Annotated in this window: 11 protein-coding genes; 1 reads left to right on the plus strand and 10 read right to left on the minus strand. The window is 75.4% G+C overall.

From position 1 onward, the window contains the following. Positions 1–49: 49 nt before the first annotated feature. The 10 genes from ACRYR7_RS20745 to ACRYR7_RS20790 form a co-directional block, all read right to left on the minus strand. Entirely contained in the window at positions 50–1,033 is a 984-nt protein-coding gene (locus ACRYR7_RS20745) for a methyl-accepting chemotaxis protein (RefSeq protein ID WP_432574007.1), read from the minus strand. 27 nt (positions 1,034–1,060) lie between these two features. Next, a complete protein-coding gene (locus tag ACRYR7_RS20750) occupies positions 1,061–1,429 on the minus strand; it encodes a response regulator (protein ID WP_432574008.1) in 369 nt (122 codons plus the stop codon). After that, on the minus strand, positions 1,426–1,797 hold the full coding sequence (locus ACRYR7_RS20755; protein WP_432574009.1) for a hypothetical protein: 372 nt from the start codon (positions 1,795–1,797) through the stop codon (positions 1,426–1,428). The genes ACRYR7_RS20750 and ACRYR7_RS20755 overlap by 4 nt, the downstream gene beginning before the upstream one ends. Then, positions 1,778–4,207, minus strand: coding sequence for a chemotaxis protein CheA (locus ACRYR7_RS20760; RefSeq protein ID WP_432574010.1), 2,430 nt, complete (start codon positions 4,205–4,207; stop codon positions 1,778–1,780). Before ACRYR7_RS20760 ends, ACRYR7_RS20755 begins: the two co-directional genes overlap by 20 nt. Then, positions 4,204–4,641 carry a response regulator gene (locus ACRYR7_RS20765; RefSeq protein ID WP_432574011.1) on the minus strand — a complete coding sequence of 146 codons (438 nt, stop codon included), beginning with the start codon at positions 4,639–4,641 and terminating at the stop codon, positions 4,204–4,206. The genes ACRYR7_RS20760 and ACRYR7_RS20765 overlap by 4 nt, the downstream gene beginning before the upstream one ends. Then, positions 4,638–5,516, minus strand: a complete 879-nt coding sequence (locus tag ACRYR7_RS20770; protein ID WP_432574012.1) for a CheR family methyltransferase — start codon at positions 5,514–5,516, stop codon at positions 4,638–4,640. Before ACRYR7_RS20770 ends, ACRYR7_RS20765 begins: the two co-directional genes overlap by 4 nt. After that, positions 5,513–6,127 carry a HEAT repeat domain-containing protein gene (locus tag ACRYR7_RS20775; RefSeq protein ID WP_432574013.1) on the minus strand — a complete coding sequence of 205 codons (615 nt, stop codon included), beginning with the start codon at positions 6,125–6,127 and terminating at the stop codon, positions 5,513–5,515. The genes ACRYR7_RS20770 and ACRYR7_RS20775 overlap by 4 nt, the downstream gene beginning before the upstream one ends. A gap of 91 nt (positions 6,128–6,218) precedes the next feature. Further along, positions 6,219–7,340 carry a chemotaxis-specific protein-glutamate methyltransferase CheB gene (gene cheB / locus ACRYR7_RS20780; protein WP_432574014.1) on the minus strand — a complete coding sequence of 374 codons (1,122 nt, stop codon included), beginning with the start codon at positions 7,338–7,340 and terminating at the stop codon, positions 6,219–6,221. A gap of 17 nt (positions 7,341–7,357) precedes the next feature. Further along, the gene (locus ACRYR7_RS20785) at positions 7,358–9,010 is read right to left on the minus strand and encodes a chemotaxis protein CheW (RefSeq protein WP_432574015.1); all 1,653 of its coding nucleotides are present in this window, start codon (positions 9,008–9,010) and stop codon (positions 7,358–7,360) included. Between the two features lie 26 nt (positions 9,011–9,036). After that, positions 9,037–10,971, minus strand: a complete 1,935-nt coding sequence (locus tag ACRYR7_RS20790) for a methyl-accepting chemotaxis protein (protein ID WP_432574016.1) — start codon at positions 10,969–10,971, stop codon at positions 9,037–9,039. Positions 10,972–11,144: 173 nt separating this feature from the next. Between ACRYR7_RS20790 and ACRYR7_RS20795 the strand changes: the two genes are divergently transcribed. Beyond that, positions 11,145–11,777 carry an FMN-dependent NADH-azoreductase gene (locus tag ACRYR7_RS20795; RefSeq protein WP_432574017.1) on the plus strand — a complete coding sequence of 211 codons (633 nt, stop codon included), beginning with the start codon at positions 11,145–11,147 and terminating at the stop codon, positions 11,775–11,777. Positions 11,778–11,875: the final 98 nt, after the last annotated feature.

The raw sequence follows: 11,875 nt of genomic DNA on the forward strand, positions 1-11,875 counted from the left end.
CCGGCCGGGGTCCCCGGCCGGGGGCGTCGTCGTGCGGCGGGGCCGCGCGTCAGAACAGCTCGATCGCCGCGGCGGCCGGCTGCACCGGGACGCCGCCGCCGGTGCGCTGGGCGTGCACCGCGCGCTGGCGCTGCGAGACGTAGGAGGCGCGCAGCGCGCCGACCGCGTCGTCGAGCTGGGCCAGGGCCGCCGCGTCCGCGTCGCCGCGCAGGTGGTCGGCGACGGTGGCGAGCTGACCGCCGAGCGCGCCCAGCGACGCGACGACGCTCTCGACGGCCTGGCGGGTCATGTCCTGGAACTGCGCCTGCCCGAGGACGGCGGTGGTGCGCGCGCCGAGCGCCTCGATGGAGGTGGCGATGCGGCCGGCGGCCTCGCTGGTGCCCTCCACGGAGGCGGACAGCACGGCCGCGGCCTCCTGCTGGGCGGTGGCGATGCCCTCGAGCTTGGCGCTGATCTGCGCGGAGCCGCCGGTGTCGGAGCCGATGCGCGCCTCCATGAGGGAGGTGACGCGGGTGATGCCGGCGCGGATGCTCTCGGCGGCCTGGGCGGACTGCCGGGAGAGCTGGCGCACCTCGTCGGCGACCACGGAGAAGCCCTCGCCGGCGTCGCCGGCGCGCACGGCCTCGATCTTGGCGTTGAGGGCCAGGATCGTGGTGGCGTGCGCGACGGCGGCGATGGCGTCGACCTCGCGGTCCAGGGCCCGCACCTCGCCGACCAGGTCCATCACGGCCGCGTCGCGGTCGGTGACGATCTGGACGAGCTCGGCCACGTCGTCGGCGCTGGCGCGGGTGCGGTCGGCGACCTGGCTGGCGCCGTCCGCGCTGAGGCGGACGAGGTCCTGGGCGAGGCCGGAGAGGGCCTCCACCTCGGCGTCGACCTGCTGCACCTCGGACATGACGCCGAACGCGGCCTCCTCGGTGACCGAGACGACGTCGCCGAGCTGGTCGGACAGGATGCCGATCAGCTCCTGCGAGCGCCCCAGCACCTCGGCGGAGCGCTCGGCGTCGATCGCGGCGCGCGGTTCCTCGACCACGACGCCCCCCTTCCTGAACCAGGCCACTCAGGCCCCCGGGACGACCTGGCGGATGACCGTCATGAGCGCGTCGGGCTGGACGGGCTTGACGAGCCAGCCGGTGGCGCCGGCGGCCTTGGCCTCGTCCCGCTTGGACTGCTCGGACTCGGTCGTCAGCATGAGGATCGGGGTGAAGCGCAGCCCCGCCCTGCGGGCCTCGCGCACGAAGCTGATCCCGTCCAGGCGGGGCATGTTCACGTCGCTGATGACGAGGTTGGGCTTCAGGCCGGCCTTGATGCGGTCCAGCGCCTCCTGGCCGTCGCCGGCGGTCTCGACGGAGATGCCGGCCTTGGTGAGGACGGACTTGATGCTCATCAGCATGGTCGGGGAGTCGTCGACCAGCATCACGGTGGTCATGCGGGGACCTCTTCGGGTGCGAGGGGTTCGGCGGGGGGCTCGGCGAGGGGCTCGGCGGGGAGTTCGTCGAGGGGTTCGGCGGGGAGTTCGTCGAGGGGTTCGGCGGGGTTCTCGTCGGCTTCCTCGGCGGGGGCCGGGACCAGCATCGGCAGGACCCAGGCCCTGAGGAAGGCATCGGCAGGTGGGGCGCTCACCTTGACCCCGGCGGCCAGCAGGGCCTGCAGGGCGGCGGTGTGCAGGTGGTCGCAGCCGGCGAGGTCGACGACGGGCGCGTCGGTGGCGCGCAGCCACGCGGCCAGCGGCTCGGCCTCGTCGACGACCACGGTGCCGGTGAGCACGGCGGTGCCCTCAGCGAAGTGCAGCGGCACGGTTGTTCAGCTCCTTGACGTCGAGGACCAGCAGGACGAGGCCGTCGCCCAGCAGGGCGGTGCCGCAGTAGCCGGGGGTCCCGGCGAGGAAGCCCTCGAGGGGCTTGAGGATCACGTCGGTGTTCTGGTGGAAGCGGTCGACCACGAGGCCCAGCGGGCCGGTGGCGGTGCGCACGACGAGCACGTTCAGGGGCGCGCCGGTGCCGGGGTCGCCGCCGGTGCCCAGCAGCTCGCTGAGCCGCACCAGCGGCACGACGTCGTCGCGCAGGGCGAGCACGGGGTGCCCGGCGACGCGGGTGACGTCGGCGCGGTCCACGCGCACGGTCTCCACGACGTCGTCCAGCGGCACGCCGAAGCGCTGCCCGCCGGCGGTGAGCAGCAGCACCCGCGAGACGGCCATGGTCAGCGGCAGGCGCAGCCGGACGGTGAGGCCCTGCCCGCGGCGGTTCTCCGTGGTGACGGAGCCGCCGAGGCGCTCGATGGAGCTGCGCACCGCGTCCATGCCGACCCCGCGGCCGGAGACGTCCGAGACGACCTCGGCGGTGGAGAACCCGGGCGCGAAGATGAGCTGGGCGGCGTCCTCGTCGGACATGCCCTCCAGGGCGTGCTCGTCGATCAGGCCGCGCTGGTACGCCTTGGCGCGCACCGCGTCGGTGTCGATGCCGCGCCCGTCGTCGGTGATCTCCACGAGCACGGCGTCGCCGTCGGGAGCGGCGCGCAGCAGCAGCGTGGCCTCCTCCGGCTTGCCGGCGGCGGCGCGCTGCTCGGGGGTCTCGACGCCGTGGTCGAGGCTGTTGCGGACCAGGTGCACGAGGGGCTCGGCGAGCATCTCGATGACGTCCTTGTCCGCGGCGGTGTCCTCGCCCTCCTGCACCAGGCGCACCTTCTTGCCCAGCTTGCGCGACAGGTCGCGCACCAGGCGCGGGGCGCGGGCGAACGCGGTGGACACCGGCAGCATGCGCACGTCCATGACGGCCTGCTGCAGCTCCTCGCTGACGCGGCTGACGACGGCGTACTCGTCCATGACCCGGCGGGCCAGGGCGCGCGAGCCGGCCTCCTCGGCCTCCTTGGCCACGAAGGGCAGGGCGTTCTTGGCGACGACGAGCTCGCCGACGAGGTCGAGCAGCTTGTCGACCTTGGCCTGCTCGACCTTCAGCACGCGGTTGGCGCGGGAGGCGTCGTCACCGCCCTCGCCGCCGGCGGCGGCGCGCGCGGCGGGTTCCTCCGGGGAGGTGCGCGGGGCCGGGACGGCGACCGCCTCGGCCTGCTCGGCGACGGTGGGGGCGGGGGTGCCGGCGCCGGCGGCGGTGGCGGCGATCCACGCGCGCAGCGGGGCGGGGTCGCCCTCGAGCAGGAAGTGCTCCAGGGCGGCGGTGCCCGGCGCGGTGTCCACGCCGGCGGCGGTGGCCACGCGCAGCGCCACGAGCGCGGCGGCGCGCACCCGGGCCGCACCGGGCGGCGGGCCGTCGGCGAGGTCGTCGGCGCTGGTGCCCACGTGCGAGAGCAGGCGGCACTGGGACTCCAGCAGCAGCGCGTGCAGCGGGTCGGCGCCGGGCGCGGCGGGGCCCGCCTGCGCGGCGCGCGCCGCGGGCTCCTCGGCGACGGCGCCGTCGAGCAGGCGCCCGAGGTTCCCGGCGGAGACCTCGACGACCTCGACCTGCTCGGGCACGTAGCGGAACACGTGGGTGAGCTCGCCGACGGCCGCGCGGGTCAGCGCGGTGAAGCGCAGCACGCACTCGTACTCGTCGACGTCCGCGATCGGCGCGAACGGCTCGGCGGGGGCGCTGTGCAGCAGCTCCAGGGCGGGCACCTGGCGGAACAGGTGCAGCGGGTCCTCGCCGCGGAAGAAGCAGCCGGCGTCGGGTTCGTAGCGCACGGCGCGCACGGTGGCGGAGGTGGTGCCCAGCCAGGTGCGCAGCTGCGCCAGGTGCCCGGCGGGCAGGTCGAGCACCCAGGCGGGCAGGTCGGCGGGCGCGGCGGTGGCGGCGACCGCGGCGGCGGGGGCGGCGGCCGCGGCGGGCGCCTCGCCCAGCCAGGAGCGCAGCACCGAGGACTGCTCGTCGGCCAGCGCCCCGGCGTCGGCGGGGGTGCGGCCGGTGGACTCGATGACGGGCATCCAGCGGCGCACGGTGTCGAAGGCGGACAGCAGCGCGTCGACCATCTCCGGCTCCAGCGCCAGCCGGCCGGCGCGCACGGCGTCGAGGAGGTCCTCGGCGGCGTGGGTGAGCCGGGTCAGCTCGGGCAGGTCGAACAGCCCGGAGGAGCCCTTGAAGGTGTGGGCGGCGCGGAAGACGGCGTTGACGAGGTCGGCGTCGCCCGGGTCGGCCTCCAGGCGCAGCAGGCCCTCGTCGACGTCGGCGAGCAGGTCGGCGGACTCGGCGACGAACTGGGCGAGCAGGGGGTTGGTCACGACCGGCTCCCGGTGGTCGAGGGGGTCGGCAGGGGGCGGGTGAGCAGCTCGGCGACGCGCGAGAGCAGCTCGGGCGCGACGGGCTTGATCAGGTACAGGTTCGCGCCGGCGGCGTAGGCGGCCTCGGCGTCGGACTCCTGCGACTCGGTGCTGATGGTGACGACCGGGGTGGAGCGGGCCAGCGCCTCCGTGCGCAGGCGCCGCACGAGGCCGTAGCCGTCGAGCTGCGGCATGTTCACGTCGGTGACGACGAGCTCGTAGCGCTTGGCCAGCACCATCTCCAGGGCCTCGAAGCCGTTGGCGGCCTCCTCGACCTCGAAGCCGGCCGCGCGCAGCACGCCGCCGTGGTACATGCGCACCGTGGGGGCGTCGTCGACGACCAGGACGGTCCCGCGCTGCTGCGGGTCCTCGGGGTTTCCGTCGGGGGTGCTCATGCGCTGGCTCCGATCGCGGGACGCTGGTAGACGATCCCCTCCGGCAGCCGGACGGGGTCGAAGATGGGGGAGATGCGGCTCATGGACTCCGAGTGGCCCAGGAACAGGAACCCGCCCGGGCGCAGCGCGCCGAAGAGGTTCTCGGCGGCGCGGCGGGAGGAGATCTCGTCGAAGTAGATGAGCACGTTGCGGCAGAAGACGACGTCGAACGCCCGGAACGCGCGCATGCGCGCGGTGTCGGTGAGGTTGGCGGTGGTGAAGTCGATGGCCTCGCGGATGTCCTCGCGCACGCGGTACCGCTCGCCGGAGCGCTCGAAGAACTCCGCCCGCACGGCCGGGGGCACGCGGTGCATGGAGCGGGCGCCGTACTCCCCGCGCTGCGCCTGCTCCAGCACGCGGGTGTCGATGTCGGCGGCGACGATCTCGACGTCGAACTCCTCGATGCCCGGCCACTCCGACAGCAGGCGCATCGCGATGGAGTACGGCTCCTCGCCGGTGGAGCAGGGCAGCGACAGGACGCGGATCGGGCTGGTGTCGCGAGCGGCCCGGCGCGCCTGCGCGATCCCGGGCAGGACGCTGCGCACCAGGGAGTCGAACTGGTGGTCCTCGCGCAGGAAGTACGTCTCGTTGACGGTCAGCTCGTTGACGAGCTGCTGGGCGACGCGCTCGTTGGCCCCGGTGCGCAGCGAGGCGAACCAGAGGTTGAAGTCCCCGCCGTGCTCGCGCACGCAGGAGGCGACGCGCTTGTCGACGAAGTAGCGCTTGTTGTCGCCGAACTGGATGCCGGTGCGCCGGTAGACCCACTCACGCACGCGGGCGAACTGCGCGTCGGTGAGCTGGGCGGCGGCGCCGGCCGCGGTGGTGGGCAGGGTCACCGGGCACCCGCCGCCAGGGTGAGCAGGAACCGCAGGTACGGGTTGGCGGGGAAGCGCGCGGCGGCGCGCTCGGCGAGGCGCCGCGCGAGGGCGTCGTCGGTGAGCTGGGCGGTGTCGACGGCGGCGGCCACGACGTTCTCTTCCTCGTCGCGCTCGACGACGGACTCCAGCCAGGCGGGCACGCCGGGGTGCACGAGCGCGCTGAGCACCATGACGGCCAGGGTGCGCACGCGCACGTCGCCGCGGGTGAGCAGGTCGTCGAGCACGGCGGCGGAACCGCCGGGCATGGCCTGCAGCGCCACGACGGCGGCGTTGCGGCGCGCGGCGTCGTCACCGGCCAGCCAGCCGGCGAGGTGGTGCGCCACCTCGGGCAGGTCGTGGGCGGCCAGGGTGGTCAGCAGGGCGTCGCGCACCGTGGGCTGCTGCTCCGCCTCGGCGGCGGCCAGCAGCGCGGGCACGGCGCCGACGACGCCGGCCAGGTCCAGGGCGGCGCGGCGGCGCTCCTCGGCCCCGGTGCCGCGCAGCTGCGCCAGCAGCCCGTCCAGGTCGCGCTCGTGCGCGCGCCGCTCGTCGGCCGGGGCGCAGGCGGCGGCCTTCTTGACCAGGCCCATGGCATCTCCTCGGGGTGGTGCGGGGGGTTTCGGGGGGTCCCGCGAGGGGTTCCGGGGGAACCCCCCGCGGGGGCGGTGCGGGGCGGGCCGCTCAGGCCCAGGCGATCACCTGGGCGGCGATCTGGTCGGCGTGCAGGACGCGGGTGGCGCCGTCGCGGGCGACGAGCTGGCCGGGCATGCCCCACACGACCGCCGAGTCCTCGGACTCGGCGACGGTGCGCCCGCCGCGGGCCTTGAGCTGCGCCATCTGCTCGGCGCCGTCGTCGCCCATGCCGGTGAGCAGGACGCCGACGGTGCGGCGCGCCTCGACGTGCTCCAGGGCGCTGGCCACGAGGCGGTCGACGCTGGGGTGCCAGCGGTACCCCGCCCCGGCCGGTGCCGGGCGGACCACGAGGTCCCCCCCGCGCCGGCCCAGCACCGCGTCGGCGTCGCCGCGGGCGACGTAGACGTGCCCGGGCAGCACCGGCACCAGGCCGGTGACCTCCTGCACCGGCAGGGCGCAGCAGGCGTCCAGCCGGTTCGCCAGGGCGCCGGTGAACGAGGCGGGCATGTGCTGGGCGATGACGACGGGGGCGGGGAAGTCCGCCGGGAACTGCGAGAGCAGCGCCGACAGCAGCGCCGGCCCGCCCGTGCTGGAACCGACGACGACCAGGTCGGTCGTGCCGGTCGTGCCGGTCGCGCCGCGGGCCGGGGCGCCGGCGCGGGGGGCCGCGACGGCGCCGGGGGCGGTGCGGCGGGCCGGGCGGCCGGCGGCGAACGCCTCCTCCCGCTGCCGGCGCAGCCGCGCCGTCAGCGAGCCGGGGCGCACCCGGGAGGCCGCCGCCCGGCGCACCTTGCGGCGGATCTCCTCGGCGGCCTCGGACATGTTCAGCGAGACCGTGCCGCCGGGCTTGGCGACGTAGTCCACCGCGCCGAGCTCCAGGGCCTCCAGCGTGGCCACGGCCCCGCGCTCGGTGATGGAGGAGACCATGACGACCGGCACGGGCCGCTCGTCCATGATCCTCGACAGGCACGTCAGCCCGTCCATGACCGGCATGTTCACGTCGAGGGTGACCACGTCGGGCTCCTCGCGGGACAGGACGTCGAGGGCGTCCTCGCCGTTGCGGGCGAGGACGACCTCGACGTCTCCGTCGGCGGTGAGCATGGTCTTCAGGGCCTTGCGCATGAGCGCGGAGTCGTCGACGACGAGCACCTTCAGGTTCGGACCGACCACCGTGGCGACTCCCCCGCTCAGGCCGCGGCAGCGGCGGCCGGCACCTCGTCCGCGATCTGCGCGACCTGCTCGCCGGCCAGCAGCTGGCCGGGCTCGAGGACGAGCAGCATGCGCTCGGAACGGGGCAGGTTCGCCACCCGGGTGACGACCTCGGCCTGCTCCGGCGACAGCTCCGGGGCCGCCTCCAGCTCGGCGCCGGAGACCCGCAGGACCTCGGCGACGGAGTCGACGACGAAACCCGTGCGGACGCCCCCGATGATGAGCACCACGATGCGCTGGCGCTCGTCGCGGGCGCTGCGGTCCAGGCCCAGGCGGGTGCGCAGGTCCACGACCGGCAGCACCGCGCCGCGCAGGTTCACCAGGCCCTCGACGAAGTCGAGGGTCTTGGGCACGCGGATCAGCGTCTCGGGCACGCGGATGATCTCCTGCACGGCGTCGACCGCCACGCAGTACTCCTCGCCCTGCAGGCGGAACACGACGAGCAGCTCGTCGTCCCCGCGGCCGTCGTCCACCACGTCGTCCTCCTCCACGTCCCGGGCGCTCCTCACCGGCGCCTGCTCGCCGTCGACGGCGGCCAGGGTGCCGACGTCGACGAGGGAGTCGGCCGACAGGACCGACACCAGGCGCTTGCCGTCCTCCAGCCGGCACACCGACTCCACCTCGCGGCTGCGGCCGCCGCCGGAGACGACGTGCGGCAGTGCGCCGACCAGTTCCGCCGGCACCCGCAGCACCTCGCGCACGGTGTCCATGACGACGCCCACGAGGGACTCGCGGCCCTCGCGCTCGACGGTGACGACGACGATGCGGTTGTGCGGCTGCAGGGCCGGCACCTCCAGGCCGAACACCTGGCGCAGGCTGACGACGGGCAGCAGCCCGCCGCGCAGGTCCATGACGCCCAGGACGCGCTCGGCCGCGTTGGGCACGGCCGTGACGCGCTCGGGGGCCTGGACGATCTCCTGCACGCGGTCGATCGGCAGCGCGTACTCCTGCCCGTCGACGGCGAAGCTGACCAGCTCCAGGGTGTCGGAGGAGTCCTCCTCCACCACCGACGCCGGCGACCAGGCGCCGGAGCCGCCGCCGGCGGCGACCCTGGCGGCCAGCACCGCGAACTCGGTGCGCACCAGGCGCTGCACGTCCAGCACGGTGGTCATGCGGCCGGAGGCGCGCCCCGCCGTCCCCTTCAGGACGGCGGCCAGCAGCTCCGAGCGCACGGTGCCCTGCACGCCCTCGGCGCTCTCGAGCTGGTCCGCCTCCACCGACACGACGGCGGTGACGCGGTCCACCACGAGGCCCAGGGTGGCGCCGGCGGCCTCGACGACGACGACGCGGGTGGCCTCGTCGTGCTCGGCGACCGGCAGCCCGCAGCACGAGCGCAGGCTCACCACGGGCAGCACGCGCCCGCGCAGGTTCGCCAGGCCCTCCAGCGCGGCCGGGCCCAGCGGGACCCGGATCAGCTCGGGCATGCGGATGATCTCCTGCACGCGCTCCATGTGCAGCGCGTAGGACTCCCCCGCCATCTCGAACGTCACGAAGTCGGCGGCGCCGTCCGCGTCGTCCTCGCCGGCCGGTGCCTCACCGGCCGGGCCGTCCACCGGTGCGGCGGCGTGCCGCCCGGCGCTCCCCTCCTCCAGGAGGGTCCCCTCCTCCAGGAGGGTCTCCATGGTGCTCATCGCACTCCTCGTCCCGGTGGTGGGTCTCAGGGCTGCTGCAGCTCGTCGGCCAGGGCGGCGATCTCCTCGATCGCGGTGGCCAGCTCCTCGGCACCGGTGGACTGCTGGCGGGCGGCGGCGGAGGCCTGGGTCGAGAGGGTGTCGGCCTGGTTCGCCGCGGCGGAGATCTGGTCCAGGGCGGTCTTGACCTGGGCGAGCGCGGAGGCGATCTCGGCCGACGCGGCGCGGACCTCCTCGTTGCCGGAGCGGACCTCGGCCACGTCGCGCTCGACCTCGACGAGGCGGGCGGTGCTGGCCTTGGCGCGCTCGACCTCCACCAGGGCCTGGCGGGAGGTCTCCTCCAGATCCGCGCGCACGGCGGTGATGCGGTCCTGGACCTCCTTGACGAGGTCCTTGATGCGCTCGGCGTTGTCGGCGGAGTCGCGGGCCAGGTTGCGGATGTCGGTGGAGACGACCGCGAAGCCCTTGCCGTACTCGCCGGCGCGCGCGGACTCCACGGAGCCGTTGACGGCCAGCATGTTCGTCTGGATGGAGACGTTGGCGATGGCGTCGACGATCTTGTCGATCTTGCGGGAGACGATCTCCAGCTCGACGACCTGCTTGACGCTGTCCTTGGCGGCGGCCGCGGCGGCGGTGATCGCGGTGATCATCGCGTCGACGGCGTCCTTGTTGGTGGCCAGCTGCGCGATCATCTCGTCGGCCTTCTCCACCGCCACGCCGGCGCGGGTCTCGGCGAGCTGCGCGCCGGACTCGATCTGGTTGATCGCGCTGGAGGACTCCTGGGTCTTGGCGGACTGCGCCTGCGCACCGCTGGAGATCTCGGTGATCGCCTGGGAGATCTGCGCCGCGGCGCGGTTGATCTCCTCGGCCGCGGCGGCCAGCTCCTCGGCGGAGGCGGCGACCTGCTCGGCGCTCTTGCCGATGTCGGCCGAGCCGCGCAGCTCGTCGGCGATCTCCGAGAGCTGCTCGGCGGCCTGCTCGCCCTGCTGCAGCGCCGCGCCCTGCTGGTCGACGGTCTGCAGGACCTCCTCGGCCGCGGCGGACTGCTGCTCGGCCGCGGCGGCGATCTCCTCGGCGCGCAGCTGCGCGTCCTGGGAGGCGCGCTCGGCCTGGGAGGCGGCGGCGGCGATCTCGCCGGCGCCGTCGAGGATGACGGACATGTCGTCGCGGATGGCGGCGAGCTGCGCGGTGACGGCGCGGCCCTTCTCCACCTCGCCGCGGGAGGTCTCCGCGGAGGCCTGCACGCCCTCGGCCACGGCGGTGACGCCGGTGCGGATGGAGTCGATGAGCTCGCGGATCTGGCTGGCGGAGCGCTCGGAGGTCTCCGCCAGGGTGCGCACCTCGTCGGCGACGACGGCGAAGCCCTTGCCGTGCTGGCGGGCGCGGGCGGCCTCGATGGCGGCGTTGAGGGCCAGCAGGTTCGTCTGGTCGGCGATGCGCGCGACGGCGGCGACGATGGTGCCGATCTCCTCGGCCTGCTTCTCCAGCTCGGTGATCATCTCCACGGAGGCGGTCTGCCGGTCGGCGGCCTCGCCGACGTTGGAGACCAGGGCGGAGATGCCCTCGGCGGTCTCGCCCAGCAGCGCCTGCAGCTTGGTGGTGGTGTCCTTCACGCGGGCGCTGGTCTGCTTCTGGGTCTGGATGCGGCCGGCGACCTGGTTGGTGGCGGCCAGCGACTCCTGCGTGGCGCCCGAGGCCTCCTCGGCGCCGGCGGCGATCTGCTGCATCGCGTCGCGCAGCTGGCGGGAGGCCTCCGCGGACTGCGCGGTCGAGGCGGCCAGCTCGGTGGTGGCGGCGGCGATGCGCTCGGCGGCCTGCTGCTGCTTGGCGACCGTGCGGGCGCGGCGGCGCGCCTCGTCGGACTCCCGCGCGTCCTTGCGGGCGGGGGCGGCGGGGGCGGGGGGGAAGGTGGTGCGCGCGGCGGGGATGCTCGCCTTGACGCCGTTCTTGGTGAGGGGCATGGACCGCTTCCTTCGAGCCGTGGGGATCCGCTGGGGGCAGCGGCCGGTCGAAGTCCGGGCTCCCGCTGGTGGGAGCCGGGACGTTCTAGAAGTCCATCGGCCGGAGCGGGCGGTCGCTTGAGGTGCTCGCGCCTCACCCGGACGGGCGCGCGGCCGGTCGCTAGGTTGGCCCGGTGCCCCACCTCCTGCACCTGGACTCCTCGGCCGACCTGGCCCGCTCGCGCTCGCGAGCGATCACCGCGGCGTTCGCCGCCGCCTGGCGCGCGCGCGGCCCCGAGTTCACGGTCACCCACCGCGACCTGCACCGCGACCCGCTGCCGCACCTGCCCGACCCGGAGCTGCACTGGCCGGCCGCCGCGCGCCGCCCCGACGCGGCCCCGCCCGCGGAGTGGGACGCGCTGCAGCGCGAGGTCCTCGACGAGCTGCTGGCCGCGGACGCCGTGCTCGTGGGCGCCCCGCTGTACAACTACACGGTCCCCTCGACGCTGAAGGTGTGGATCGACTGCGTGCACGTGCCCGGCGTCACCACGGGCGAGGGCGTGCAGCCGCTGGCCGGGCGCCCGGCCGTCGTCGTCAGCAGCCGCGGCGGCGTCTACGACCCCGGCACCCCCACCGAGACGTGGGACCACGGCGTGCCGGTGCTGCGCATCGTCCTGGGCAACGCGCTGGGCATGGACGTGACCGTCGTGCAGACCAGCGCGACCCTGGCGGACCGGCTGCCGGACCTGGCGGACCTGCGCGAGCGCGCCGACACCGAGCTCGCCGGCGCCGTGCGCGCCGCCGAGGAGCTGGCCGCCACCCTCTGACGACCACCGCGGGCACGACCGGGCCCAGGCGGCGGCGCGGGGGGGCCGCCGCCTGGGGGGCCGGCTGCGGCGGCACCGCCGGGCGGGCAGCGCGCCTC

The sequence above is a fragment of the Kineococcus gurbantunggutensis genome, assembly GCF_050871925.1.
Taxonomy (GTDB): domain Bacteria; phylum Actinomycetota; class Actinomycetes; order Actinomycetales; family Kineococcaceae; genus Kineococcus.

Excerpts from the sequence above, each read along its gene's own strand:
- ACRYR7_RS20750 (WP_432574008.1), bottom strand. The coding sequence starts at position 1,429 with ATGACCACCGTGATGCTGGTCGACGACTCCCCGACCATGCTGATGAGC.
- ACRYR7_RS20765 (WP_432574011.1), bottom strand. The coding sequence starts at position 4,641 with ATGAGCACCCCCGACGGAAACCCCGAGGACCCGCAGCAGCGCGGGACC.
- ACRYR7_RS20775 (WP_432574013.1), bottom strand. The coding sequence starts at position 6,127 with ATGGGCCTGGTCAAGAAGGCCGCCGCCTGCGCCCCGGCCGACGAGCGG.
- ACRYR7_RS20785 (WP_432574015.1), bottom strand. The coding sequence starts at position 9,010 with ATGAGCACCATGGAGACCCTCCTGGAGGAGGGGACCCTCCTGGAGGAG.
- ACRYR7_RS20790 (WP_432574016.1), bottom strand. The coding sequence starts at position 10,971 with ATGCCCCTCACCAAGAACGGCGTCAAGGCGAGCATCCCCGCCGCGCGC.